This is a genomic window from Streptomyces sp. NBC_00075, from assembly GCF_045041225.1.
Classification (GTDB): Bacteria; Actinomycetota; Actinomycetes; order Streptomycetales; family Streptomycetaceae; genus Streptomyces; species Streptomyces adonidis.
Genome location: NZ_CP108243.1, coordinates 10075231 through 10098050 on the forward strand (window position 1 = coordinate 10075231; position 22820 = coordinate 10098050).

Here is a 22820-nt window from a genome sequence, read left to right on the forward strand (position 1 = left end):
CAACCACCTGTGGTCGGAACGGAATCGGAGGAGGGGGAGGGCCTCAACTGGGCTGCCCCCATTGCGTGTAGAAGCTGGCCGGGTTCATCAGGTACCGGACGGTGGGGTGCGGCACATGGAGCACCCGGTACCGACGTCCGTAGCGGTGGATCAGCTCCCAGTCCTCGCGGGGCATCACCTCCGGTGTCCGGCGCAGCCGGCTGAAGCGCAGAGAGCGATTGCGGCGGGCGACAAAGGCGTTGGTGTCCAGGAAGGACTCGCGGGCGGCCCTGCGCCGGTCGTAGGGCACCGACAGGATGTCCTTCTCGCTGCCGTCGGGCAGGACGCGGCGCAGCGCCGTGTAGACGCCGTCGGGCCCGTCGGGGGGCTCCAGGACCGCCAACGCCCGTTCCAGATGGTCGGATTCCCACAGATTGTCGTCGTCCAGGAACGCCACATATCGTGAGCGGCTGAGGCGGATCCCCACGTTGCGCACGACCCCCGCCACGCCGGTGTTGCGCGTCAGTGAGACCGCGAACAGCCTTGGGTCGTCGGGGAGTTCGGGCAGTCCGGCGCCGTCGTCGACCACGATCACGACCTGGTCGCGAACGGTCTGGTCCAGCGCCGAGCGCACCGCGGCACGCAGCGCCTCGGGACGACGGTGGGTGGCGATCACCGTGGCGACCAGCGCCGAGGGCGGCGACGCCGGGCCGACGGCCAGCCGTCGGGTCTCGGCGTCCTCGATCCGGCGCAGCCGCACCGCGGTGGGGGCCAGCAGGACCTTGTTCCTGGCCTCGAAGAGCACCAGCCAGCCGAACACCGCCTTGAGCAGCGACCAGGGCGCCCGTGCGACACGCCGCACGACCCCGCTCACGACGACGGCTCCGGCTGGATCAACCTGCCGTCGGACATCCGGTTGTCGCGCCACACGTTTCCGGCGCCGCCCGCGTTCCAGTGGGCGACCACGCCGTATCCGCCGGAGGCGGGGTGGTACTCCGTGGAGAAGATGTTGTCGGTGACCCTGATCCCGGTGGCGCCGGTGCTGCCGCCGTAGAGGGCGTACGCGCCGCCCGCTATCCAGTTGTTCTCCACGGTGACGTTGCGGACCACCCCGGTGTCCGCGAACAGACCGATGCTCCCCGAGGCGCCCTGCTTGAGGCTGGTCGGGTTCAGCAGGGTGTTGTGGCGGATGATCAGATGGCCGGTGTTGCCGCCGCCGCTGATCACGGTGTTGGTGTGCTGCCACTCGCCGCCCAGGTTGATGAAGGGGGCGAGGTCGTGCACGTAGTTGTCGTGCAGATTTCCCTGGCCCATGGCCAGGGCGTCGCCGAACACCGAGACGTCGCACCAGCCGACCTCGATGGAGCTGGTCCCCATGTTCGACACCGCGTAGTCCACGCCGCCGTTGTCCGGTCCCTTGCCCGGCACGGCCGTGATCTCCGAGTGCAGGACCTTCAGACCGCTGTAGCCGGGGCGGAGGTTGATGCCCCACCAGTTGTCCGAGGTGATCTTCGAGTCGATGACGGTGACGTTGTCCGCGTAGATGTCGAGCGACCCGGTGATGTCCTGGCCCCGGATGACGAGCCCGTCGGTACGGACCGCCCAGTACCCGGCCTTCTTGGGCTTGAGGGCGATCCGTGGACCGGTGCTGCCGGCGTCGGGGAAGCCGCAGTCGCCGGGAGAGGCGCAGTTGCTCCTTGCCACGGGCGTTTCGGGCGCCCCGCCGGAGGTTGCTGTCGCCGTGGGCTTCGGCGTCGGGGTGGGCTTCTGCGTCACCGTGGGCTTCGCCGTCGGGGTCGGCGAGGTGGTGGGGCTCTCTGCCTCCTCGCCGGGTGCCGTCGATGGACCGGAGCTGGGTGACGGCGAGGGCCCTCTCGTACGGTCCGCCGACGTGGACCGGTCGTCCGTTCCCGAGCAGGCTGCGCCCAGGACCGCCAGCAGGGCCGCGAGCAGCAGACCCGTGAACGAGTTGCGGCTGATGCGCCGTGACATCAGGTTCACCTCATGTCCTGTTGGGAGGACCGGTACCGGCCGTGTGGGGGCCGGTCGTCGCGGCCGACGCCGCGCAGGAAGTCGCGGCTGGGCAGTACGCACAGTGCGTACGCGGCCAGGGCGATCGTGCTGATGGCGACCAGAGCGAGTCGGCCGTCGCCGAGGGGCCGCTGTAGGCCGAGGATGACGGCGGCCATCACGGCCCCGCCGAGGAAGGGCCACGCACAGGCCTTGGCGACCCGCCCGACACCGATGCCGCCGCGGCTGAGGGCGACCAGGAACACGGGCACCACCAGGCCGCCCGCGACCAGGACATGGGCCTGTGAGACTCCGACGATGCCGTCCAGACGGGCGGCGACGAGGAGCACCGGGATCAGGGCCACCAGCCACAGGCCCTGCACCAGGAAGAGCGACCGGCGCTGTCCGATCGCGACCAGACAGTCGTAGGCGAGTTCGCTGCCGATGCGGATCAGCCCGAGGACCATCAGCCAGGGCAGTGCCGCGGCGGCGGGCGCCCACTTGCTCCCGTAGATCAGCTCGACGGCGGGCTCCGCGAGACAGGCCAGCAGGACGCACAGCGGAACGGTCGCGGTGATCACCACACCCAGGGCGCGGCTGAAGCCCTGGGCGAGCGCTTGCGGTGACTCGGCCAGCCGGGAGAAGCCGGCGAAGGAGACTCGGCGGGCGGCCTCGGAGATGATCCGCACGGGCCAGCCGGAGATGTTGAAGGCCAGCACGTAGAAGCCCAGAGCGACGTTGCCCAGAGTCGCGCCCACGACCATGGTGTCGACGTTGACCACCCCGAGCGCCAGCATGCTCGCCCCCGCCAGCGGAAGCCCGAACCGGAGCAGCGCCCGGGCCTGCTCGGGGTTCCAGCCGAACTTCAGGGTGCCCGGCGCCGCCAGCGCGCAGCCGATCAGTGTCACGACGTTGCCCGCCACGGCTCCCACGGCGAAGCTCATCGCGCCCCAGCCCTCGAAGGCCAGCAGCAGCGTCAGAGAGGTGCTGACCACGAAGTTGAGCCCGTCGATGACCATCCGCCTGCCCTGGGCGAACTCCCGGGTGAGGAAGTTGGCGGGCACCTGTGCCACCCCGTCGATCAGCACGCACAGGCACATCACCCGCAGTACGCCCGTGGCGTCCGGCGAGCCGAGCAGTTCCGCCAGTGTCGGTGCCGCCGCGAACAGCGCCACGTACAGCAGGCCGCTGGAGAGGGTGCTGAGGGTCAGCACGGTCGGCGCGAACCGCCGTGCGTCGCCCTCCCAGCGCACGATGGCCAGGCCCACGCCCAGTTCGTTCGCGGACAGCAGGACCAGCAGCACGGTCTGGGCGATGCCGTAGACGCCCCACTCCGCCGGTCCGAGGGCGAAGCGCGCCAGCAGGATGCCGGTCGCGAAGGTGCCCAGGCGCATCACGACGGTGTTGATCAGGCTCCAGCGGGCCGCCGAACGGACCTTCTTGCCGAGGCCGGGGGAGACAGGAGCCGGAGGAGCGGGGGTGTCGCCCGGCTCAGCGGTCCCGCTGTCCGGTGTGCGAACGCTGTCCACTGGTCGGCTCCTCGTCGAGCGGCTCGGCTGCGGGCGCCGTGACCATGGCGGGCCGCTCCGCCTTCGGCTCCTTGGCAGGTCTGTTGGCGGACCGGGCCCAGGCGGGCGGTGTGCGCAGAGCGATCGTCTGTTCCGCGACCGACTCCTCGTCCGACGACCGGGCCGCGGGGGCCGGGGAGTCGGTCGCCGGTTCGGTGGCTTCGGCCGGCTGTTCGGGCTCCTGCGGATGCGACCGGCGGCGCGCCTCCACATAGAAGACGGCGACCAGACTCAGCACCAGGCCCAGCCCCCCGGCCATGATCATGTACTGGAGCCGGGTCTTCGTCTGCGCCACCGGCGGCTGCGGGGCCACGATCGTCGTCAGCCGGATCATGGCCTGCGGGGCGACCGACTGCTGCTCCTGGAACTGCTCCAGCCGGTCCTTCGCGTACGTCGTCAGGATGCGGTCCGAGGCCAGGACGGCGGACTTGTCGGTGCCTGTGACGGTGAGCCACATCAGCGGCCCCTGGGCGTTGTCGGCGAGCTTGGCCTCGAACGTGCCGGTGGCACCACGGGACTTGAGCTCCCGGACGGAGACATCGGAGTTGAGATTGCGGGCCAGGCTGTCGGCCATGCCGGTGAGCGAGGTCTGGGTGCTGAGGAAGGGGTTGCCGTCGTAGGCACGGGTGGCCTTCTCGGAGTTGAGAAGGACCACCGTGCTCTGCGACTGGTAGGTGACCGGGACCAACAGCACCACGGCGGCGATCAGACCGCCGGTCAGCAGCAGTCCGGGCAGCAGGACGTACCAGCGCCTGCGCATGACCCGGAAGATCTCAGCGAGATCCATGGCGGTCCCCCCTTGCGATCAAACGTTCTGTGATCAAACGTTCGACGAGCGTGTATTTCAAGCGGATCATATGGGGAACGTTCGGTCCTCGGGTCTCGGCTGGTCGGTCGGTCTCGGCCGGGTGCTCGCCGTGCCCCCCGCCACCAGCACATCGGCAATGCGGTCGCTCGCCCGGCCGTCCCACAGCTCGGGCCTGCGCGGCGCGGGCGGATCGTCCAGCACCCGGTTCACGGTGGCGACGATCCGCTCCGGATCCCGCCCGGCCAGCACATTGGTGCCCTGCTCGACGGTGATGGGCCGCTCGGTGTTGTCCCGCAAGGTCACGCACGGCACACCCAGCGCGGTGGTCTCCTCCTGGATGCCGCCGGAGTCGGTCAGCACGACGCGGGCGGAGTCCTGGAGCGCGATGAAGTCCAGGTATCCGGCGGGCGGTACGAGCCTGATGCCGCCGGGGACACCGATCTCGGCCAGCTTGTCCGCCGCGCGCGGATGCACGGGCAGTACGAGCGGGAGGCGGCCGGCGATCTCGCCCAGGGCCTTGAGGAGCCCGGAGAGGACTTCGGGGTCGTCCACATTGGCGGGCCGGTGGAGGGTGACCAGGCCGTACTCGCCCTTGGTCAGGGCGTGTTCGGCCAGGACGTCCGAGGCCCTGGCCCGCTCCAGATTGGCGAGCAGCGTGTCGATCATGACGTTGCCGACCAGGTGGATCTGGTCCTCCCGGTAGCCCTCCGCGCGCAGGTTCTCGGCGGCGTCGGGGGAGGGGGCCAGCAGATAGTCGCTGACCCGGTCGGTGGCGACGCGGTTGACCTCCTCCGGCATGCTCCAGTCACGGCTGCGCAGCCCGGCCTCGACATGGGCGAGCAGCGGCCCCGCCTTGGCGGTGACCAGGGCGCAGGCCAGCGTGGAGTTGATGTCGCCGACCACGACGACGATGTCCGGCGCCACCTCGCCGAGCAGCGGCTCGAACGCGGTCATCACACGTCCGGTCTGCTCGGCGTGGGAGCCGGAACCGACCCCGAGGAAGCGGTCGGGCGGACGGATCCCGAGGTCGGCGAAGAACACGTCGTTCATGGCCGGGTCGTAGTGCTGACCGGTGTGGACGAGGACCACCTCGGCGCCCCGGCGTTCCAGGGCGTCCATCACCGGCTTGATCTTCATGTAGTTGGGGCGGGCCCCGGCGACGCAGACGACTCGCATGGGTCAGAGCACCTCGACAGTGGAGCCCGACGACAGCCGGCGACGGCAGTCGAGGACGAAGGGGGCGTGTTCGGCGACGAGTTCGTAGTCGAAGCTGTCGTGGTCGGTGAGCAGGACCACCACATCGGCGGCGGCCAGCTCCTCCGGCACCGGTTCGACCCGCACCAACCGCGTGTCCACGGGCAGGCTCTCGACGACGTGCGGGTCGGCCGCCCTGACCTGGGCGCCCATGTCGAGCAGGAGTTGGGCGATGCGCAGGGCGGGCGACTCGCGGGCGTCACCGGTGTTCTTCTTGTACGCCAGACCGAGCAGCAGGATGCGCGAGCCGTTCACGGACCTGCGTCTCTCGTTGAACAGGTCGCTGATGCGTCTGGCCACGTACTCGGGCATGTGGTTGTTGATGTCGTTGGCCAGCTCCACGAACCGGAAGCTCTGGCCGAGTTCGCGCTGCACCCGCCACGACAGGTACGAGGGGTCGATCGGCAGGCAGTGGCCGCCGACGCCCGGACCGGGCGTGAACCTCATGAAGCCGAACGGCTTGGTGGAGGCGGCGTCGATGGCCTGCCAGACGTCGATGTCCAGATGGTGCGCGAACATCGCGATCTCGTTGACCAGCGCGATGTTCACATGCCGGAAGGTGTTCTCCAACAGCTTGGCGAGTTCGGCCTCCTTCGGCGAACTCACCGGCACTGTGGTGTCGACGAGTTGGGCGTAGAAGTCCTGAACGGCCTTCAGGGACGCCTCATTTACCCCGGAGACGACCTTCGGGGTCTCCTTGAAACCCCAGACGGCGTTCCCGGGGTCGATCCGCTCCGGGCTGTACCCGAGGTGGAAGTCGGTGCCCGCGGCGAGACCCGAACCGTCCTCCAGGATCGGCGCGAACAGCTCCTGCGTCGTACCGGGATACGTGGTCGACTCCAGGACGACCGTGGCCCCGGGGCGCAGATAGCGGGCCAGGGTGACCGCCGACTCCTTGATGTAACGGAGGTCGGGAGTGCCCTCGTGCAGCGGAGTCGGCACGGTCACCACGGCGATGTCGAAACCGCCGCAGTCGCGCGCCGACTCGCTCGGGCGGTACGAGCCGGCGTCCAGTGCCGCCCGGATCCGCTCGGAGGAGACGTCCTCGACGAAGGACTCACCGGCGGCGAGGCTCTTGACCCGCCGGGAGTCGACGTCGTATCCGATCACCTCGTGTCCGACCTCGGCGGCGCGGATGGCCAGCGGCAGGCCGACGTATCCCTGTCCGACCACGACGACGCGCATCAGTTGCTCCTGTTCGCGGAAGCGGGCGACGGGGTGAGCCGGATCAGCTCCCGCGCCGTCATGAGGACGAAGGCCGCGTTGGTGGTGAGGTAGCGGCGGCCGAGGCGGCGCGGTTCCTGGAGCGCGCGGTAGAGCCACTCGACGCCCCACCGCTGCCAGGACTCGGGGGCCCGTTTGGTGATCCCGGCGAGGATGTCGAAGGAGCCGCCGACGCCGTGGACGACACGGGCGCCGGTGCGGGCGCCGTACGCGGCGGTGAAGATCTCCTTTTTCGGCGAGGTCATGCCAAGGAAGAGCATCTGGGCGCCGCTGTCCGCGATATCGCCCGCGATGGCCTCCTGCTGGGAGTCCTCGAAGTAGCCGTTGCGGCTGCCCGCCACCTTCAGCCCGGGGAAGCGGTCGGCCACCCGGCGCAGCATCTCCTCCAGCACCTCCTCCTTGGCGCCGAGGAAGTACACCGACATGCCCGCCGACTCCGCCTCGGCCAGGAGCCGCAGGAACAGGTCGATACCGGCCACCCGTTCCGGCAGCGGGGCACGCAGGATCCGGCTCGCCCAGACCACGGCCTGTCCGTCGGCGAGGACGAGGTCACAGCCGGACACGGCGTCCGCGAGGCGCGGGTCCCGCCGCATGTTCACCAGCTTGGCGGCGTTGACGACGCCGATCTCCAACTGCCTGTCGTCGCGCACCGCTCGGAGGCAGTGCTCGACGGTCTCGTCCATGGTCAGCGGGTCCAGCTCGACCCCGAACAGAGTCTGGCGCTCGCTCATATCCGTCCCCCCTGCCAGGCGTGGAGCATCCAACCGAACTCGTACGGACGGCATTCGCGGTCCACGGAGAGGGGGCGGTACACCCGGTCCAGGGACTTCAGCCGGAGGTTCGGAGCGACCCGGGTGCCGAGTCCCCGGGCGGCGCGTACGGCCTTCTTCGGGTCGCCCCGGTAGACCTTGCGCCAGGTGACGCCGAGTTCCTCGCGGATCATCGACTCCTCGTGACCGGCGGCCAGTTCGGGTACGTCGGTCATCCAGCGCAGGCCCTTGCGGATGGCCGCGCCGAAGTCGCTGCCGCCCGCGTCGGTCAGGTCGAACAGGGCGGTCGGCGCCATCGCGTGCTGGTGGACGCTGTAGACCGGGTAGCCCTCCACGACACCGCCGGTGCGCGCGTCGTAGTGCCACCACCACTGCCCGCCGTCGCCCTGGAGCTCGCAGATGCGCGCCGCACAGGCCTCGGACGCGGCCAACGCCTCGGGGTCGCCGCCCTGTTCGTCGCTGGCGTGTGCGCGGGCCAGGGCCTGGAGCGGGTACGTCTGGTCGGCGAAGCAGCTCACATGCGCCCGGTACCAGGGCACCAGACCGGGTCCGGTGGCGTGCGGGAACAGCGGGCTGTCGCCGATCCGGGCTTTCAGCAGCCGGTCCCGAGCTGCGGTGAAACGTCTCTCCACGTCGACCGTGCTGCGAGCCGCCGCGAGGGCCGACAGCACCCAGGCCGCCTCCACCGTGTACTGCGGCCGGCCCTCCTCGTCCAGGGCGTCGACCCGGGCGAGGGCGTCGGAGAGTTTGGGGTGCTCGGTCTCGGCGGCGGCCCAGGCGATGAGCGCCGCGTCACCGAGGTTGGTCACCGCGGGCAGCGACTCGACGAGCAGACCTGTGAACTCCTGCGCCGTGTGCCCGCCGAGCACCGCGCGTTGCCGGTCCTCGGGCAGAAAGCGGGCGCCCAGCACGGTGATGGCCGCGTACCGGGTGCTGGTCCCGCGCCGCTCCAACGTCCAGGAGCCGTCCGGGATTTGCCGCCCGGACATGGTGAAGACGAAGCCCTCGCCGCCGGGGAGGAGCATCGACGGGAGCCCCGACTCGGCGACGGCGAGCAGCCGTTGGGCGAGCGGGAGCAGCGGCGGCTCGTCACGACCGAGCGCCGCCAGACGTGTTGTGGTCATCGTTTGGGCACACCAACCCCCCTGTGGGTCCTCTGCTTTTGAACAGCCTGGTGATCGCCGCGGCGCCAAGGGCCGCACGGCGGAAGGCAGACATCAGACATCACGCGTCGGAGCGGTCCTGGCTCCTCGCTTCAGGCACAGCTGTCCCTACCCGGTAACCCCCCCTGGGCACTGGTTTCGTGTGCTCATTGTGCTAGGTCTGCATAGTTCGCACACATGTTATGCCTGAGGATGTTCGAAGATTTGCGTTTTGTGGGAAACATGGGAAAGAGGCGTCATGCGCGCTCGATGAGTTGGCCGTCCTTCTCGTCGAACAGCCCACCTGTCTCGGGGCACTCCCACACGCCCGGCTCGCCGTCCCGTTCGACCAGCCGTACGCCGGCCCGGCCGACCCAGCCGATCCGGCGCGCCGGAACACCGGCCACGAGCGCGAAGTCCGGCACGTCCTTGGTCACCACGGCACCCGCCGCGACCAGCGCCCATCGTCCGACGCGCACCGGCGCCACGCACACCGAACGGGCCCCCAGCGACGCCCCCTCGGCGACCACCACCGCCACGGCTGTCCAGTCGTCGCCGCGCTTCAACTTGCCCTGGGGGTCGACCGATCGGGGGAAGTAGTCGTTGGTGAGGACCGCCGCCGGGCCGACGAACACCCCGTCCTCCAGTACCGCGGGTTCGTACACGAGTGCATAGTTCTGAAGCTTCACGTTGTCGCCGATCCGCACTCCCGGGCCGACATACGCACCACGGCCGATGATGCATCCGGTGCCCAGCCGGGCGTCCTCCCGGATCTGGGCCAGATCCCAGACCGTCGTTCCGTCGCCGACCGTGGCCGCCTCGTCGACCTGAGCGGTCGGCTGGACTCTGAAGCTCACCTGGTTGAACCCTTCTGTTCGTCGGGACTCGTCGAGATCCGTGGAGTCCCTGGAGTCCGTGGAGTCCCGTGGGGACGACAAAGGCGCGTTCACGAGATCACCATATGTATGCCGAACTCGGGTGCGGGAGGGCTCAAATGTGAACGTTTGCTGCCTGTCAGTTGGCGACGGTGATCAGCACTCGGCCCCGTCCGCCCGCGTCGACCCGTTCGTGGGCCTTGGCGATGTCGGTGAGTGGGTAGCGGTCGCCGATGTCGACGGTGAGTGCGCCGACCGCTGCCGCCGCCGTGAGGTCACGGGCGGCCTGCCGTCTGGCATCGGTGGGGAAGTCGTCGCTGCCGAGCAGGCGCAGGGTGATGTTGTTGAACAGCATTGGCCAGAAGGGGAGTTCGGTGCGGTCGGCGTGGGTGCCGTACGCGGCGATGACCGCGTCGGGTGCGGTGACGGCGTTGTCGAGGTCGGCGTTGGTGGACAGGGACACCTCGACCACGCGGTGCACGCCGCCGGGTGCGTGGGCGCGGATGTCCGCGGCCGGGTCGGCGGCGTCCAGGGCGACGGCGTGGGAGACGACCGCCGGGTCCACGCGGTCCAGGTCGCCGGTGCGGCGGACGGTGCCGATGACAGCGGCTCCGCCCCAGCGGGCGAGTTGGGCGGCGAGTGAGCCGACGCCGCCGAGCACTCCGTGCACGAGGACGAGCCGCCCGTCGACCGGGCCGTCGGCGAACACCGCGCGGTGGGCGGTGATTCCGGGGATGCCGAGGCTCGCGCCGAGTTCGTCGCCGAGGTGGTCGGGCAGCGGGACGGCCTGGTGGTCGGGTACGACGGTGTACTGGGCGGCGGTGCCGGACGCGCGGTAGGACTGGGCGCCGTACACCCAGACCCGCTGCCCCACGCGGCGGGCGTCGACCCCGTCACCGACTCTGTCGACGACTCCGGCGGCGTCGCTGTGCGGGATCACGCGGGGGTAGGGCATCGAGGAGCCGAGCCAGCCGCGCCGCTTCTTGGTGTCGCCGGGGTTGACGCCGGAGACGGTCACGCGGACGCGGACCTCGCCGGGGCCGGGCTCGGGGTCGGGGAGTTCGCCGACGTGCAGGACGTCGGCGGCGGGGCCCTGTTCGTCGTACCAGGAAGCGAGCATGGACGTACCTCCGGAGAGCTGTGGATGCACTACTTCACGGAATGCACACAGAAACACATCGGATCTTTAAGTTTCAAGCGCTACGCTCGGGGCAGTCGAGTGGCCGCCGGAGTCCACCCACCGCGCGGTACTCGCTCCCCCCACCAGGCACAGGAGACTCGCGTGCGTGACGGCGACGTAGTGGTGATCGGCGGCGGTTATGCCGGCGTACGGCTGGCGAGACGGTTGGACGAGACGGCGCGGGTCACGCTGGTGGACCGCAAGGAGGTCTTCTTCCACCGTATTGCCTCCCTGCGGGCCGGCGTGCACCCGGAGTGGACGGTCGCTCCGTTCATCCCGTACGACCGGCTGCTACGCCACGGCCGTGTCGCCGTGGGCAAGGCGGTCCGTATCGAGACCGCCGAGCGGGAAGTGGTGCTGGCCACGGGCGAGCGCCTCCCGTACGACGTGGTGGTGATCGCCACCGGCGCCGACTATCCCGAGCCGGCCCGCTTCACCGGCACCACCGTCGAGGAGGCGGCCGAGTCGTTCGCCGGGCACCAGCGGCAGATCGCCGCCGCGGACCATGTCCTCGTCGTCGGCGGCGGGCCCTCCGGTGTCGAACTGAGCGCCGAGATACGCCTCGCCCGGCCGGACGCCCGGGTCACCCTCGCCCACTCCGGGTCGGCGCTGCTGCACGCCACGGGCAGCGAACGGGCCGGACGCAAGGCCCGCGCCTGGCTGGAAGCGCACGACGTGGAGGTGCTGCTCGACTCGTTCATGTCGCCCGGCAACGATTTCGGCACCTACCGCGACGCACACGGGAACATCATCGCCGCCGACCGCTCCTTCTGGGCCACGGGCACTACCCCCAACACCTTCTGGCTGCGCATGGCCGGGCACAGCGACTGGCTGAACGCCTCCGGGCATGTGAAGGTCGACCGGACGCTCCGGGTCGAGGGGCGGCCGGACGTGTTCGCGGTCGGGGACGTCAACGACGTCACCGAACTCAAGATCACTCCCATGGCGCTCGCCCAGGCAGACCTCGCCGTCCACAACATCCGCTCCTACCTCCAGAGTTCGGGCAGGCACCGCAGACAGCCCCGCTTCTACCGGCCGGTCCACCGCACCCCGCTGGTCGTGCCGTTCGGCCCCGCGGACGGGGTGACCATGGTGCCCGTGCCCGGCGGCGAGACCGCGGTCCTCGGCGGCCGCACGGCCACCCTGGCGAAGGCCAAGACCCTCATGACGCCGTACATGAGGCGTCAGTTGGGCTACACGGCGGCTTGAGACCGGCGGGGTCGGGTGGGACTGGGTGGGACTGGGTGGGCCGCAACTGTGGGTTGCGCCCCCGTTGTTACCGCGCCGTACGCTCTGCGATAGGGTCCCAGCGTTTCCAACTACCGGCTGAACGTAAGCCGGTACGGGGAGTGTTGGAGGGGCGACGCGACGATGGAATCCCAGTGGGGCGACGGCGGATCCGTGGACCTGGACGGCGCACGGTTGGAGGAGATGTCACCTGAACCGTTGCTGACCAGGGACTACGAGACGCGCCCCTCGCTCGTGTACGAACGGCTGAGGCAGCGGCACGGCCCGGTCGCACCGGTCGACCTGCTGGGCGTGCCCGCCTGGCTGGTCCTGGGCTACCAGGAGTCGCTCCAGGTCCTCCAGGACGACGACGGCTGGCCGAAGGGGCTGGAGAACTGGCGGGCCCGCTCGGAGGGCCGCGTGCCGTCCGACTGGCCGCTCGGACCGTCCCTGGAGGTCAACCATGTGCTGATCCAGGGCGGCCCCGGATACCGGCCGCTGCGGGCCGCGTGGGACATCGCGCTCAAGCCGTTCCAGGATCCCGGCCACCCCCAGGCGAGGCGCCTGAAGAGGGCCGTCACCGCCTACGCGGACGAGCTGATCACCCTCATGGGGCAGGGCGGCACCACGGGCCTCGCGGACCTGTCCGCCCAGTTCTCCCGGCCGCTGCCGCTGATGGTGGCCAGCCATCTGCTCGGTATCCCCGGTTCACAGGGCGACGACGCGCTGATGGACATGTGGCGGGTACTGGACGCCGGCCCGGACGCGGAACCCGCCCTGGAACGGCTGCTGGCGACGCTGGCCGAACTGGCTGCGGCGAAGCTGGACAGGCCGGGGGACGACTTCCCCTCCTACCTGCTGGCCGCGCACCCCGGGCTCTCGATCGACGAACTGGCCCGTGAACTGTTCATGCTGCTGGGCATGACCTCCGACCACGTCGGAATCCTCATATCCAACACGGTGGTCGAGGTCATCTCGGGCGAGGGCAGCGTGCGGGCCAGTCTGTCCGCCGGGATGGTGAAGGAGACCATGAACCGGGTGGTGATGCGCAAGCCGCCACTGGTCAACTTCGTGCCCCGCTTCGCCGCGAAGGACACTCCGCTGGGCAACTACACGATCCGGGCCGGCGACCCGGTGTGGGTCTCCGCCGCGGCGGCCCACGCCGACCCGCTCTTCGCGAAGAACGTGTGCCCGAGCACCACGGTCAGCACCCGGGCCCACTTGTCCTGGGGCGCGGGCCCACGCCAGTGCCCGGCGCGCGAACTCGCGTCGACGGTCGCCGCGGTCGGAGTGGACCGCCTCTTCGAACGCTTCACCCACCTGGACCTGGCCCTCCCGGTCGACCAACTCCCCTGGCGCTCCTCCCCGTTCATGCGCGGTCTGCGCTCACTGCCCGTGCGGTACGAACTCGCTCCGGTGGCCCCCGAACGACGCCTGGCCTACGACCAGGCAACACCGTCGACAGAGCCGGACCTGCCGGATCCCTCGGCCCGACAGCGGTCGTCGCTGTGGCGGTATCTGACGGGGCTGATCCGCACGGGGAGGTGACCTTTCAGCCCGTCCGGCGTTTGAGGACGAGGCCGTTCAGGCCGAAAGGGGGGTCTGGGGGCGCAGCCCCCAGGGATGGGAACGGGTAAGGGCGGCGGGGGCGAAAAAGGTCTCCAGGCCCACCACGACGGGCCGCGCTCAGGCGCCGTACACCGGCGCCGGCAAGGCCACCTCGGTGAGCAACTCCCGTACCGCCGGGCCGACCTCGCCCGGCGACCAGCGACGGTCGCGTACCCGCCGAGGACCGTGCTGCCACCCGTCGGCGACGCCGATAGTGCCGCCCTCGGCCTCGAAGACCCGCCCGGTGACATCGGACGACTCGGCCGAGGCCAGCCACACCACCAGCGGGGAGACGTTGCCGGGGTGCGCGGCGTCGAAGCCGGACTCCGGGGCGCGCATCTGCTCGGCGAAGGCCGCGACCGCCTCGGTCATCGGCGTGCGGGCGGAGGGCGCGATCGCGTTCACGGTGACGCCGTACCGGGCCAGTTCGGCGGCGGCGATCACGGTCAGCGCCGCGATACCCGCCTTCGCGGCACCGTAGTTGCCCTGGCCGACGCTGCCCATCAGCCCGGCACCCGAGGTGGTGTTGACGACCCGGGCGTCGACCGCCCGGCCCTGCTTGCTCAACTCCCGCCAGTACGCTGCCGCGTGTCGCAACGGCGCCGCATGCCCCTTGAGATCCACCTTCAGGACCAGGTCCCAGTCGGCCTCGGTCATGGAGACCAGCATCCGGTCACGGTTGATGCCCGCGTTGTTCACCAGCGCGTGCAGCGCCCCGAACTCACCGACTGCCCGCCCGATCAACCGCTCCGCGTACCCCCAGTCGCTGACGTCCCCCAGGTCGGCGACAGCGGTCCCCCCGGCTGCCCCGATCTCCTCGGCCACCACCTTCGCCGCCTCGCCCAGATCGTTGACCACGACCCGGGCCCCCTCCGCCGCCAGCGCGAGGGCATGCTCACGCCCCAGCCCCTGCCCCGCTCCGGTGACGACGACGACCCGGTTCCGACAGATCCCGCTCACGTGCGCGCTCCCTTGTTGACGATGCCGGAGCCGGCGTCAGCGGTGCCGCCGGTCGTCTTGACCTCGTCGATCACCGCCATCTGGGCCCCTACGGCGGCCGGCGCGAGGCCGTACTCGTGACCTGGGCTCCGGCCCGCTCCGGTGACGCGGACGACCTGACCCCGACGGATTGCGCTCACATCCCCGCTCCTTCACTGACGACGTCGAGTCCGAGCCGCCCCGCGATGAACTCCCGGTGCTGCGCGGGCCCGCCCCAGTCCGCGGCCAGTGCCCAGGCCCGTTTGGCGTACAGGTGGAGGTCGTACTCCGTCGTGTACCCCATGGCGCCGTGGCACTGGATCGCAGTACGGGCAGCCTTCCGTGCCGCGTCCGAGGCGAGCACCTTCGCCATCGACGTCCGTACGGCGGCCTCCGCATCCCCGGCGGCCTGAGCCCAGCCCGCCGCGAGGACCGCCGGCCGGGCGAAGCGCAGCGCCAACTCCACGTCGGCCAGGGCGTGCTTGACCGCCTGGAAGGAGCCGACCGGCACGCCGAACTGGTGGCGCTCCCGGACATGGGCCACCGTCAGTTCGAGCATCCGCTCGCCCAGCCCGATCAGCAGCGCGGCCGTGGCCAGCACCCCGCGCCGGTGGGCGACGGCCAGTTCACCAGGCCCCTCGGCCAGCAACAGCCCACCGCCCGCAGGGGCGTTGACCCGCGCCAGCCACCGGGAGCCGTCCACCGAGTCGACCGGCTCCAACTCCACCTCATCGCGGGTGTACAGGCGCAGCCCGGCGCCGTCGGGTACGGCGATCAGGTCGGCGCGGGCGGCGAAGGGGACCAGGGCGTCCGGGGTGAGCGACACCGTCAGCAGGGCCGATCCCTCCAGGACAGCAGGGAGTTGGGGGGCGCCCGCTGCGGCGAGCAGAGGGGTGCCGACGGCCACCGTCTCGGCGGCCGGTACCGGCAGACCGCTGCGGCCGAGGGCCTCCATCAGCGGCGGAATCGCGTTCTCGTCGAGCCCGAGGCCGTCGGAACCCCCCGAACCCCCCGAACCCTCGGGGACCAGCGCACCGGTGACCCCCACCCCCGCCAACGTCCGCCACACCGCGTCCACCGCCTCCACGCGGCCCCCCGGCCACCCCGCCCGGATCTGCTCGGCGCCGGCCTGCTTGGCCAGCACCTCACCGGCCGCCTCGGCGAGAGCCGCGTCCCGTTCCGCTACGGCGAAGCGCATCGCTTCCGGTCACCTCCTCGGCAGGCCGAGCAGCCGCTCGGCGACGATGTTGCGCTGGATCTCGTTCGTGCCGGCGTAGATGGGACCCGCCAGGGAGAAGAGGAAGCCTCGGCTCCAGGTGCTGTCCAACTCGGCCTCGGGTCCGAGCAGTTCGGCCGCGGTCTCGTGCAGGGCGATGTCGAGCTGGGACCAGAACAGCTTGTTCAGGCTGGACTCCGCACCGACCGGCCGCCCCTCCACGATCGAGGTGACCTGCTCCAGGGTGAACAGCTCGTAAGCCTGCGCCTCGATCCACGCCTGCACGACCCGGTCCCGAAACGCGCCCGCTCCCGCTCCCGCTCCAGCCCCCGTCCCCTTCGCCCGCGCCAGATCGAGCAGTCGCTCGGCGCTGTGCAGGAACCGTCCGGGGGAGCGCAGCGTCAGCCCCCGCTCGGACCCCGTCGTAGCCATCGCCACCCGCCAGCCCTCCCCGACCCCGCCCAGCACATCCGCGTCGGGCACGAGGACGTCGTCGAGGAAGACCTCGGCGAACCCCTCGTCGCCGTCCAGGCGCTGGAACCCCCGGACCGTCACACCGGGCGCGTCCAACGGGACAAGGAAGTACGTGAGCCCGCGATGCCGCTCCGCCTCCGGGTCCGTACGGAAGAGCCCGAACAGGTGGGTGCAGAAGGCCCCACGGGTCGTCCAGGTCTTCTGGCCGGTCAGCCGCCACCCGCCCGCCCCCTCGTCACGCACCGCCCGACTACGGATCGCGGCGAGGTCGCTCCCCGCCCCCGGCTCGGACCAGCCCTGTGCCCAGAGATCCTGTGCGGCGGCCATCCTCGGCAGGATGCGCCGCTGCTGCTCCTCCGTACCGAACGCGAAGACGGTCGGGGCCAGCAGGAAGATGCCGTTCTGGGTGACGCGGGCGGGCGCCCCGGCCCGGTGGTACTCGTCCTCGAACACCAGCCACTGCCACAGCGACGCGTCCCGCCCGCCGTACGCCTCGGGCCAGGACACCACCGACCAGCGGGCCTCGAACAGCGCGCGCTCCCACTCCAGATGGGCCGCGAACCCCTCGCGGGTGTCACCGGACGGGAGCGGGTTCCGCGGCACGTTCGACGCCAGCCACTCCCGCGCCTCCTGCCGGAAGGCCTGCTCCTCCGGGCTCCAGGTGAGGTCCATGGCTCAGCCCTCCCCGTCCGGGCGCCCGCCGAAGGTGTCGCGGACCTCGGCGGCGACGCCCGAGAGGTTGATCTCGAAGGTGAAGCCCTGTTCGTAGCGGTAGCTGCGTTTGACGTCCCAGAGGTCGATGCCGTTGAAGGCCTCCTTGGCGGCGCGGATCACCGTCGGGTTCTTCCCGGCGATCTCGGTCGCCACCTCCAGGGCCCGGTCCCGGAGGCGGTCGGCCGGTACGACGTCGAACACCGAGCCGAAGGCGTGCAGTTCGGCGGCGGACGCGGTGGCGCAGGTGTACATCATCGCCCTGGCCCGATGCTGCGGGACGAGACGCGAGAGGTGCGTCGCGGCACCCAGCGCGCCCCGGTCCACCTCCGGCAGCCCGAAGTAGGCGTCCTCGGCCGCGACGATCACGTCCGAGTTGCCGACCAGACCGATCCCGCCGCCGAGACAGAACCCGTGGACCGCCGTGACGACGGGCACCGCACAGTCGTAGACCGCCGCGAACGCGGAGAAGCAGCCACGGTTCGCGCCGATGAGGGCGGCGTGGCCGGTGTCGGCCTGCAACTCCTTGACATCCACACCGGCGTTGAAGCCGCGGCCCTCGGCACGCAGCAGCACCACCCGGACGTCAGGGTCGCGGCCGAGCCGCTCGACCGTCTCCGCCAGTTGGTACCAGCCCGCCACCGGAAGGGCGTTGACCGGCGGGCAGTCGACGACCACCTCGGCGACACCGCGCTCGTCGACGGTGGCCCTGATGATTTCCGTGCCCATGCGCTCTCTCCCGTCCTGGTCACCGTGCCTGTCCTGGTCACCGTTCGCCCTGTGCTCCGCCGGCCGTGGTCAGGCGGGTGAGGACCGCGTCCGCCTCCGCGACGATGCGTTCGACGAGTTCCGCGCAGCTGGGCAGGTCGTCGATGACGCCCGTGACCTGGCCGGAGGCCAGGGTGCCGAGGTCCGTGCGGCCGTCGACCATGCTGGCCCGCAGCATCATCGGAGTGTTCGCCGCCATCACGACCTGGGACCAGCCCAGTTCATGGCTGCGCCGCATCGCCAGCCCCTCGCGGACCAGGTCGGACCACGACGTCCCGGAGACCTTCCGGAACGCGACGGCGTGCCGCAGTGAACGCACGAGCCGCGCGGGCGCCCGTTCCCGCAGCAGCCGTTCCACCGCCTCGGTGCGCAGGACGCGCTGCGGGATGCCGTCGAGGACCGGGGTGACCACGGTGTCGGTGACGCCCCGCTTGAGATACTCGGCCTTGACCGAGTCCCGTACGGTGCTGTCGCTGGTCAGCAGGAACCGCGTGCCCATCGCGATGCCCACGGCACCCTGGGCGAGCGCGGCCACCAGCCCCCGCCCGTCCCGGAACCCCCCGGCCGCGATGACCGGGATGTCGACGGCGTCCACGACCTGCGGGACCAGGATCGACGTGGGCACCCCACCGGTGTGGCCACCGCCCTCACCGCCCTGTACGACCACCGCGTCCACGCCCCACGCCTGGACCTTCTCCGCGTGCCGGCGGGCGCCGATGGACGGGATGACGACCAACCCGGAGTCCTTCAGCTCCCGGATGACGCGTTCGTGCGGCGCGAGCGCGAAGGACGCGATCCTCACGCCCTCGCGCACCAGGAGTTGGCCGCGCTCCAGGACGTCGGGGGAGTCGCCGCGCATGTTCACCCCGAACGGCGCGTCCGTGCGCTCCCGTACGGCCCGGATGGCATCGCGGGTCTCGTCGAGCGAGAGGGTCGCACTGGCCAGGATGCCGAGCCCACCGGCCGCCGCGGTGGCCGCAGTCAACTCCGGTCCGGACACATACCCCATGCCGGTCTGCACGATCGGGTAGCGCACACCGACCAGGTCGCACAGCGCGGTGTGCAGGGCCGGATGGACGGGGGCGATGGGGGCGCTCATGCCGGGACTCCTTCCGCTTCCGAGGGGTTGTCGGTCGACCCAACGTAACCTAACAATTGTTTGCTAGGTAAGGCTGTGGATAACTTGGACGCGGGGGAGGAGCAGCCCATGGGCGACAAGTCGATGTCCCTGGCGGACGTCGCCGGAACCGTCGAGTCGGGCATGACGATCGGTATCGGCGGCTGGGGATCACGGCGTAAACCGATGGCGCTGGTGCGTGAACTCCTGCGCGGAGACGCGCGCGACCTGACCGTCGTCTCCTTCGGCGGCCCGGACGTGGGGCTGTTGTGCGCGGCGGGCCGGGTGCGCAAACTCGTCTACGGCTTCGTCTCGCTCGACAGCATCGCGCTCGACCCGCACTTCCGCGCCGTACGGGAGCGGGGCGGGGTGGAGACCGCCGAGTACGACGAGGGCATGTTCGTCACCGGTCTGCGGGCTGCCGCGAGCCGGCTGTCCTTCCTGCCCACGCGCGCGGGCCTCGGCTCCGACGTCCTCACGATGAACCCCGACCTCGTGACGATCGCCTCCCCGTACGACGACGAGGAGTACGTCGCGATGAAGGCGCTGCGGCTCGACGTGGCCCTGGTGCACGTCAACCGTGCCGACGCGGCGGGCAACGCCCAGTACCTGGGCCCGGACCCGTACTTCGACGACCTGTTCGCGATGGCGGCCGACCGCTGCTACGTCAGCACCGAGCGGATCGTGGAGCCGGGCGGCCTGCTCGCCGGCGGGCCCGCACAGTCGCTGCTGATCAGCCGCCTCTTCGTCAACGGGGTCGTCGAGGCACCCCGAGGCGCCCACTTCACCTCCTGCGACCCCGACTACGCGCGTGACGAGGCCTTCCAGGCGCACTACGCGTCGGCGGCCCGGGACGCCGACTCCTGGGAGCTGTTCCGCAAGACGTTCCTCGACGGCGACGAACAGGCGTACCACGAGGCCGTGGCCGAGTTCCACGCCAACCGCGACGGACGACAGGGGGAGGGACGATGACGGAGAGCACCCGGGCCCGGACGGAGACCACGCACGCCGACACAGAGATCACCCGCGCCGAAGTGTGCGCCGTCGCCTGCGCCGACGTCTGGCGCGGCGCCGGGGAGATACTCGCGCACACGGCCGGTGTGGTGCCCTCGATAGGCGCTCGCCTCGCCCGGCTGACGACCAGCCCGGACCTGGTCCTGACCGACGGCGAGGCCTACTTCATGAGCGATCCGCCGCCGCTCGGCCGAACAGCCGCCGACGGAGGCGTGGTCGAGGGCTGGGTGCCGTACCGGAAGGTCTTCGACATCGTCGCCAGCGGCCGTCGGCAGAGCATGATGGGGGCCAGCCAGATCGACCGGTACGGGAACCAGAACATCTCCCTCATCGGCGACTGGCGCCGTCCCACCCGCCAACTCATCGGCGTACGCGGCGCTCCCGGCAACACGGCCAACCACCGCACCGACTACTGGGTGGCCCGGCACACCCCGAAGGTCTTCGTCGAGAAGGTCGACGTGGTCTGCGGCGTGGGCAACGACCGCGCGCGCGGGGCAGGCGGAAAGGGCCTGAGGTTCCACCACCTGGGCGTGGTGATCACCAACCTCGCCGTCCTCGACTACGGGGAGGACGGGAGGCTGCGCGTGCGCTCGCTGCACCCCGGAGTCACCGCGGACGAGGTCCGGGCGAACACCGGTTTCGAGATCGACGCGAGCGGTGCCACCGAGACCCGGCTGCCCGACGAGACCGAACTGCGGCTGATCCGCGAGGCCGTGGACCCGCGCGGCCTGCGCGACCGCGAGGTGAGCCGGAGCACCGGGTCGCAGGGCCCGGCACCCCGGCTCGGAACGTGAGCTATCGGTCGGTCAGCAGGGCGAGTTGGTCTGGGTGAGCAGGCCCAGGCGCCACGGCAGGGTGTTGTAGTCGCCGGTCGCGTTCGGGTCGAGGCCCTGGTACACGTACTGGAGCTTGCAGCCGGGGATCGTCAGCGTCTGGTCGTTCCCCGCGCGGATCATCTCGCCGTGACTGATGTCCCGCGTCCAGGCCCCGGCCGGGAAGGTGACGTTGTTCGCCCGGGCGAACGGGTTGCTCTCGGTCGCCGCCAGCGCCGTCCACGACCCGGCGAGACTGGTGGAGGTCCAGGAGCGGAACCAGCGTTTCCCGTCCGATCCGATCGCCTCGACGAGCAGCAGATACTGGTTGGTGCCCTGGACCTTGTAGACGTTGGCGGCTTCGAACAGGGCGTATCTGTTGGCGTCCTGGGCCGCGATGACCGTGTTGGTGAATCCGTTGGGGAACTGGCCGACGGTCGTCTGGGAGCGGTACAGATGGCCGTTGTCGTCGGAGGAGAACAGATAGCAGTTGGCGCTGTCGCAGATCACCCACATGTCGACCCAGTAGCCGTTGCCGATGTTCTGCTTGATGATGTCCGGCATCGCCGAGTAGAAGTGGCGGGGCGCGGTCCAGCCGTTCGGGTTGCTGATGTCGGAGTTGGTGGAGAAGGAGGCGTTCCCGGTCTGGTAGACGAGGTACCACAGGCCCTGCGGCGCGTAGTAGAACACCTGCGGCGCGGCCCGGTACCCGGTGCCGATCGCGGAGCGGTCCAGGTAGTAGTGCGTGGCCGAACCGGCCTGCGACCAGTCCGTGAAGTTCAGGTACACCAGGTTGTACCCGGAGGCGCTCGCGGTGCTCGCGAACACGTGGTACCTGCCGTTGTGGTACACGACCGACGGGTCCTTGATCCCGGCGATGTCGGGGTGCGTCGAGTCGGACTTCGGAGCGATCAGCGAACTGCTCGAACTCCAGGTGAAGTTGGAGGGCAGAGCAGCCGCCGAGCCGGCCGAGCGGGTGCTCGCGGCGGACTTCGCCGCCACCGTGGCAGCGCTGCCGCCCAGCGCGGTCAGCGTCGCCGTGTAGGCCGCCTTCTTGTTGCCGCCGCTGTCGAACAGCAGCGGATTCTCCCCGGCCCGCCAGGAGTCGGTGTCGCGGATGCCCCACACGGTGATCCCGGTGCAGCGCGACACGTTCATGCACGCCCGCACGGTGTTCGTGTACGCGGCCGACGGCGCCTGCGCGATGTCGAGTTCGGTGATCTGTACGTCCACACCGAGCGCCGCGAAGCTCGACAGCGTGGTCTGGAAGTTCGACGGCGGGCCGCCGGTGCCGAAGTGCGCCTGGAAGCCGACGCAGTCGATGGGCACGCCCCGCGCCTTGAAGTCGCGCACCATGCGGTAGACGCCCTGCGTCTTCGCAGCGGTCCAGTTCTCGATGTTGTAGTCGTTGTAGCAGAGCTTGGCCGCGGGATCGGCCGTCCGCGCGGTGCGGAAGGCCTGCTCTATGAAGCCGTCGCCCAGCAGGTTCTGGAACACCGAGGCCCGGTGCGCGCCGCTACTGCCGTCGGCGAACGCCTCGTTGACGACGTCCCAGGAGTGGATCCTGCCCTTGTAGCGGTTCGCCACTGTGGTGATGTGGTTGTTCATCACGGTGCGCAGGGTGTTCGCGTCCGTGATCGAGCCGACCCAGCCGGGCAGTTGGGAGTGCCAGACCAGGGTGTGGCCGCGCAGCCGCTGCCCGTTCGACGAGGCGTGGCTCGCGATCCGGTCCGCGGGCGCGAAGTTGAACGAGCCGCGCGCGGGCTCCGTGGTGTCCCACTTCAGCTCGTTCTCGGGCGTGACCATGTTGAACTCGCGGTTCAGGATGCCCGTGTAGGTGCTGTCGCCGAGCTTCCCGGCGGCCACCGCGGTCCCGAAGTACCGCCCGGACTGGGCCGCTTGGGCGCCCAGGGTGGAGGCGCGGACGCCCGCCTCGGGCTCGGCGGCGGGCACGGCCGTGGCGGTGCCGGTCACCAGCAGGATGGTCGCGGAGAGCAGCCCCAGCGCCGGTGCCCGACGCCACCCCGCTCGTGTTTGTTGTAGGCATGACATGTGAAATGCGCTCCTCTTGGGTGCGGGTTAAGA

At 70.6% G+C, this 22820-nt stretch carries 21 protein-coding genes; 4 read left to right on the top strand and 17 right to left on the bottom strand.

Going from position 1 to position 22820, the window contains the following annotated elements; genetic code table 11:
• Positions 1-43: 43 nt before the first annotated feature.
• The 10 genes from OG787_RS44050 to OG787_RS44095 all read right to left on the bottom strand — a co-directional run bounded on the left by OG787_RS44050 (position 44) and on the right by OG787_RS44095 (position 10750).
• Positions 44-853: a glycosyltransferase family 2 protein gene (locus OG787_RS44050; protein WP_405539049.1), complete on the bottom strand. Its 810-nt coding sequence runs from the start codon at positions 851-853 to the stop codon at positions 44-46.
• On the bottom strand, positions 850-1971 hold the full coding sequence (locus OG787_RS44055; protein ID WP_405539050.1) for a hypothetical protein: 1122 nt from the start codon (positions 1969-1971) through the stop codon (positions 850-852). The genes OG787_RS44050 and OG787_RS44055 overlap by 4 nt, the downstream gene beginning before the upstream one ends.
• A gap of 5 nt (positions 1972-1976) precedes the next feature.
• The gene (locus OG787_RS44060) at positions 1977-3518 is read right to left on the bottom strand and encodes an oligosaccharide flippase family protein (RefSeq protein ID WP_369029972.1); all 1542 of its coding nucleotides are present in this window, start codon (positions 3516-3518) and stop codon (positions 1977-1979) included.
• Positions 3481-4344: a chain length determinant protein gene (locus OG787_RS44065; RefSeq protein ID WP_405539051.1), complete on the bottom strand. Its 864-nt coding sequence runs from the start codon at positions 4342-4344 to the stop codon at positions 3481-3483. The genes OG787_RS44060 and OG787_RS44065 overlap by 38 nt, the downstream gene beginning before the upstream one ends.
• Before the next feature lie 66 nt (positions 4345-4410).
• A complete protein-coding gene (gene wecB / locus OG787_RS44070) occupies positions 4411-5541 on the bottom strand; it encodes a non-hydrolyzing UDP-N-acetylglucosamine 2-epimerase (RefSeq protein WP_405539052.1) in 1131 nt (376 codons plus the stop codon).
• A 3-nt stretch (positions 5542-5544) separates the two neighbouring features.
• A complete protein-coding gene (locus tag OG787_RS44075) occupies positions 5545-6804 on the bottom strand; it encodes a nucleotide sugar dehydrogenase (protein WP_369029969.1) in 1260 nt (419 codons plus the stop codon).
• Positions 6804-7574, bottom strand: coding sequence for a WecB/TagA/CpsF family glycosyltransferase (locus tag OG787_RS44080; protein WP_369029968.1), 771 nt, complete (start codon positions 7572-7574; stop codon positions 6804-6806). The genes OG787_RS44075 and OG787_RS44080 overlap by 1 nt, the downstream gene beginning before the upstream one ends.
• Positions 7571-8737 (bottom strand): hypothetical protein, encoded by a 1167-nt coding sequence (locus tag OG787_RS44085; protein ID WP_405539053.1) that lies wholly within the window; start codon positions 8735-8737, stop codon positions 7571-7573. The genes OG787_RS44080 and OG787_RS44085 overlap by 4 nt, the downstream gene beginning before the upstream one ends.
• 275 nt (positions 8738-9012) lie before the next feature.
• Positions 9013-9612, bottom strand: coding sequence for an acyltransferase (locus tag OG787_RS44090; RefSeq protein ID WP_405539054.1), 600 nt, complete (start codon positions 9610-9612; stop codon positions 9013-9015).
• Positions 9613-9769: 157 nt separating this feature from the next.
• Complete coding sequence (locus tag OG787_RS44095) at positions 9770-10750, bottom strand: NADPH:quinone reductase (protein WP_405539055.1); 981 nt, start codon at positions 10748-10750, stop codon at positions 9770-9772.
• A 162-nt stretch (positions 10751-10912) separates the two neighbouring features.
• Between OG787_RS44095 and OG787_RS44100 the strand changes: the two genes are divergently transcribed.
• Complete coding sequence (locus tag OG787_RS44100) at positions 10913-12019, top strand: NAD(P)/FAD-dependent oxidoreductase (RefSeq protein ID WP_369029964.1); 1107 nt, start codon at positions 10913-10915, stop codon at positions 12017-12019.
• Positions 12020-12181: 162 nt separating this feature from the next.
• Positions 12182-13585 (top strand): cytochrome P450, encoded by a 1404-nt coding sequence (locus OG787_RS44105; RefSeq protein WP_369029963.1) that lies wholly within the window; start codon positions 12182-12184, stop codon positions 13583-13585.
• Positions 13586-13723: 138 nt separating this feature from the next.
• On the opposite strand, the gene OG787_RS44110 is transcribed toward OG787_RS44105, so the two are convergent.
• From OG787_RS44110 to OG787_RS44135, 6 genes are read right to left on the bottom strand one after another with little or no spacing between them, the layout of a single operon-like run.
• Positions 13724-14605, bottom strand: coding sequence for an SDR family oxidoreductase (locus OG787_RS44110; RefSeq protein WP_405539056.1), 882 nt, complete (start codon positions 14603-14605; stop codon positions 13724-13726).
• A complete protein-coding gene (locus tag OG787_RS44115; RefSeq protein WP_405539057.1) occupies positions 14602-14784 on the bottom strand; it encodes a hypothetical protein in 183 nt (60 codons plus the stop codon). The genes OG787_RS44110 and OG787_RS44115 overlap by 4 nt, the downstream gene beginning before the upstream one ends.
• Complete coding sequence (locus tag OG787_RS44120; RefSeq protein WP_405539058.1) at positions 14781-15821, bottom strand: acyl-CoA dehydrogenase family protein; 1041 nt, start codon at positions 15819-15821, stop codon at positions 14781-14783. Before OG787_RS44120 ends, OG787_RS44115 begins: the two co-directional genes overlap by 4 nt.
• 9 nt (positions 15822-15830) lie before the next feature.
• The gene (locus tag OG787_RS44125) at positions 15831-16985 is read right to left on the bottom strand and encodes an acyl-CoA dehydrogenase family protein (RefSeq protein WP_405539060.1); all 1155 of its coding nucleotides are present in this window, start codon (positions 16983-16985) and stop codon (positions 15831-15833) included.
• A gap of 3 nt (positions 16986-16988) precedes the next feature.
• Positions 16989-17753, bottom strand: coding sequence for an enoyl-CoA hydratase family protein (locus tag OG787_RS44130; RefSeq protein ID WP_369029958.1), 765 nt, complete (start codon positions 17751-17753; stop codon positions 16989-16991).
• 37 nt (positions 17754-17790) lie between these two features.
• Positions 17791-18891, bottom strand: a complete 1101-nt coding sequence (locus tag OG787_RS44135) for an NAD(P)H-dependent flavin oxidoreductase (RefSeq protein WP_369029957.1) — start codon at positions 18889-18891, stop codon at positions 17791-17793.
• 108 nt (positions 18892-18999) lie between these two features.
• Between OG787_RS44135 and OG787_RS44140 the strand changes: the two genes are divergently transcribed.
• Both OG787_RS44140 and OG787_RS44145 read left to right on the top strand, forming a co-directional pair.
• Positions 19000-19881, top strand: coding sequence for a CoA transferase subunit A (locus tag OG787_RS44140; protein ID WP_405539061.1), 882 nt, complete (start codon positions 19000-19002; stop codon positions 19879-19881).
• Positions 19878-20717: a CoA-transferase subunit beta gene (locus OG787_RS44145; RefSeq protein ID WP_369029955.1), complete on the top strand. Its 840-nt coding sequence runs from the start codon at positions 19878-19880 to the stop codon at positions 20715-20717. The genes OG787_RS44140 and OG787_RS44145 overlap by 4 nt, the downstream gene beginning before the upstream one ends.
• A gap of 12 nt (positions 20718-20729) precedes the next feature.
• On the opposite strand, the gene OG787_RS44150 is transcribed toward OG787_RS44145, so the two are convergent.
• The gene (locus OG787_RS44150; protein ID WP_405539063.1) at positions 20730-22787 is read right to left on the bottom strand and encodes a non-reducing end alpha-L-arabinofuranosidase family hydrolase; all 2058 of its coding nucleotides are present in this window, start codon (positions 22785-22787) and stop codon (positions 20730-20732) included.
• Between the last annotated feature and the right edge of the window lie 33 nt (positions 22788-22820).

Excerpts from the sequence above, each read along its gene's own strand:
- OG787_RS44130 (WP_369029958.1), bottom strand. The coding sequence starts at position 17,753 with ATGGGCACGGAAATCATCAGGGCCACCGTCGACGAGCGCGGTGTCGCC.
- OG787_RS44135 (WP_369029957.1), bottom strand. The coding sequence starts at position 18,891 with ATGAGCGCCCCCATCGCCCCCGTCCATCCGGCCCTGCACACCGCGCTG.
- OG787_RS44145 (WP_369029955.1), top strand. The coding sequence starts at position 19,878 with ATGACGGAGAGCACCCGGGCCCGGACGGAGACCACGCACGCCGACACA.
- wecB (WP_405539052.1), bottom strand. The coding sequence starts at position 5,541 with ATGCGAGTCGTCTGCGTCGCCGGGGCCCGCCCCAACTACATGAAGATC.
- OG787_RS44065 (WP_405539051.1), bottom strand. The coding sequence starts at position 4,344 with ATGGATCTCGCTGAGATCTTCCGGGTCATGCGCAGGCGCTGGTACGTC.
- OG787_RS44095 (WP_405539055.1), bottom strand. The coding sequence starts at position 10,750 with ATGCTCGCTTCCTGGTACGACGAACAGGGCCCCGCCGCCGACGTCCTG.
- OG787_RS44150 (WP_405539063.1), bottom strand. The coding sequence starts at position 22,787 with ATGTCATGCCTACAACAAACACGAGCGGGGTGGCGTCGGGCACCGGCG.
- OG787_RS44120 (WP_405539058.1), bottom strand. The coding sequence starts at position 15,821 with ATGCGCTTCGCCGTAGCGGAACGGGACGCGGCTCTCGCCGAGGCGGCC.
- OG787_RS44105 (WP_369029963.1), top strand. The coding sequence starts at position 12,182 with ATGGAATCCCAGTGGGGCGACGGCGGATCCGTGGACCTGGACGGCGCA.
- OG787_RS44055 (WP_405539050.1), bottom strand. The coding sequence starts at position 1,971 with ATGTCACGGCGCATCAGCCGCAACTCGTTCACGGGTCTGCTGCTCGCG.
- OG787_RS44125 (WP_405539060.1), bottom strand. The coding sequence starts at position 16,985 with ATGGACCTCACCTGGAGCCCGGAGGAGCAGGCCTTCCGGCAGGAGGCG.
- OG787_RS44085 (WP_405539053.1), bottom strand. The coding sequence starts at position 8,737 with ATGACCACAACACGTCTGGCGGCGCTCGGTCGTGACGAGCCGCCGCTG.
- OG787_RS44080 (WP_369029968.1), bottom strand. The coding sequence starts at position 7,574 with ATGAGCGAGCGCCAGACTCTGTTCGGGGTCGAGCTGGACCCGCTGACC.
- OG787_RS44140 (WP_405539061.1), top strand. The coding sequence starts at position 19,000 with ATGGGCGACAAGTCGATGTCCCTGGCGGACGTCGCCGGAACCGTCGAG.
- OG787_RS44075 (WP_369029969.1), bottom strand. The coding sequence starts at position 6,804 with ATGCGCGTCGTCGTGGTCGGACAGGGATACGTCGGCCTGCCGCTGGCC.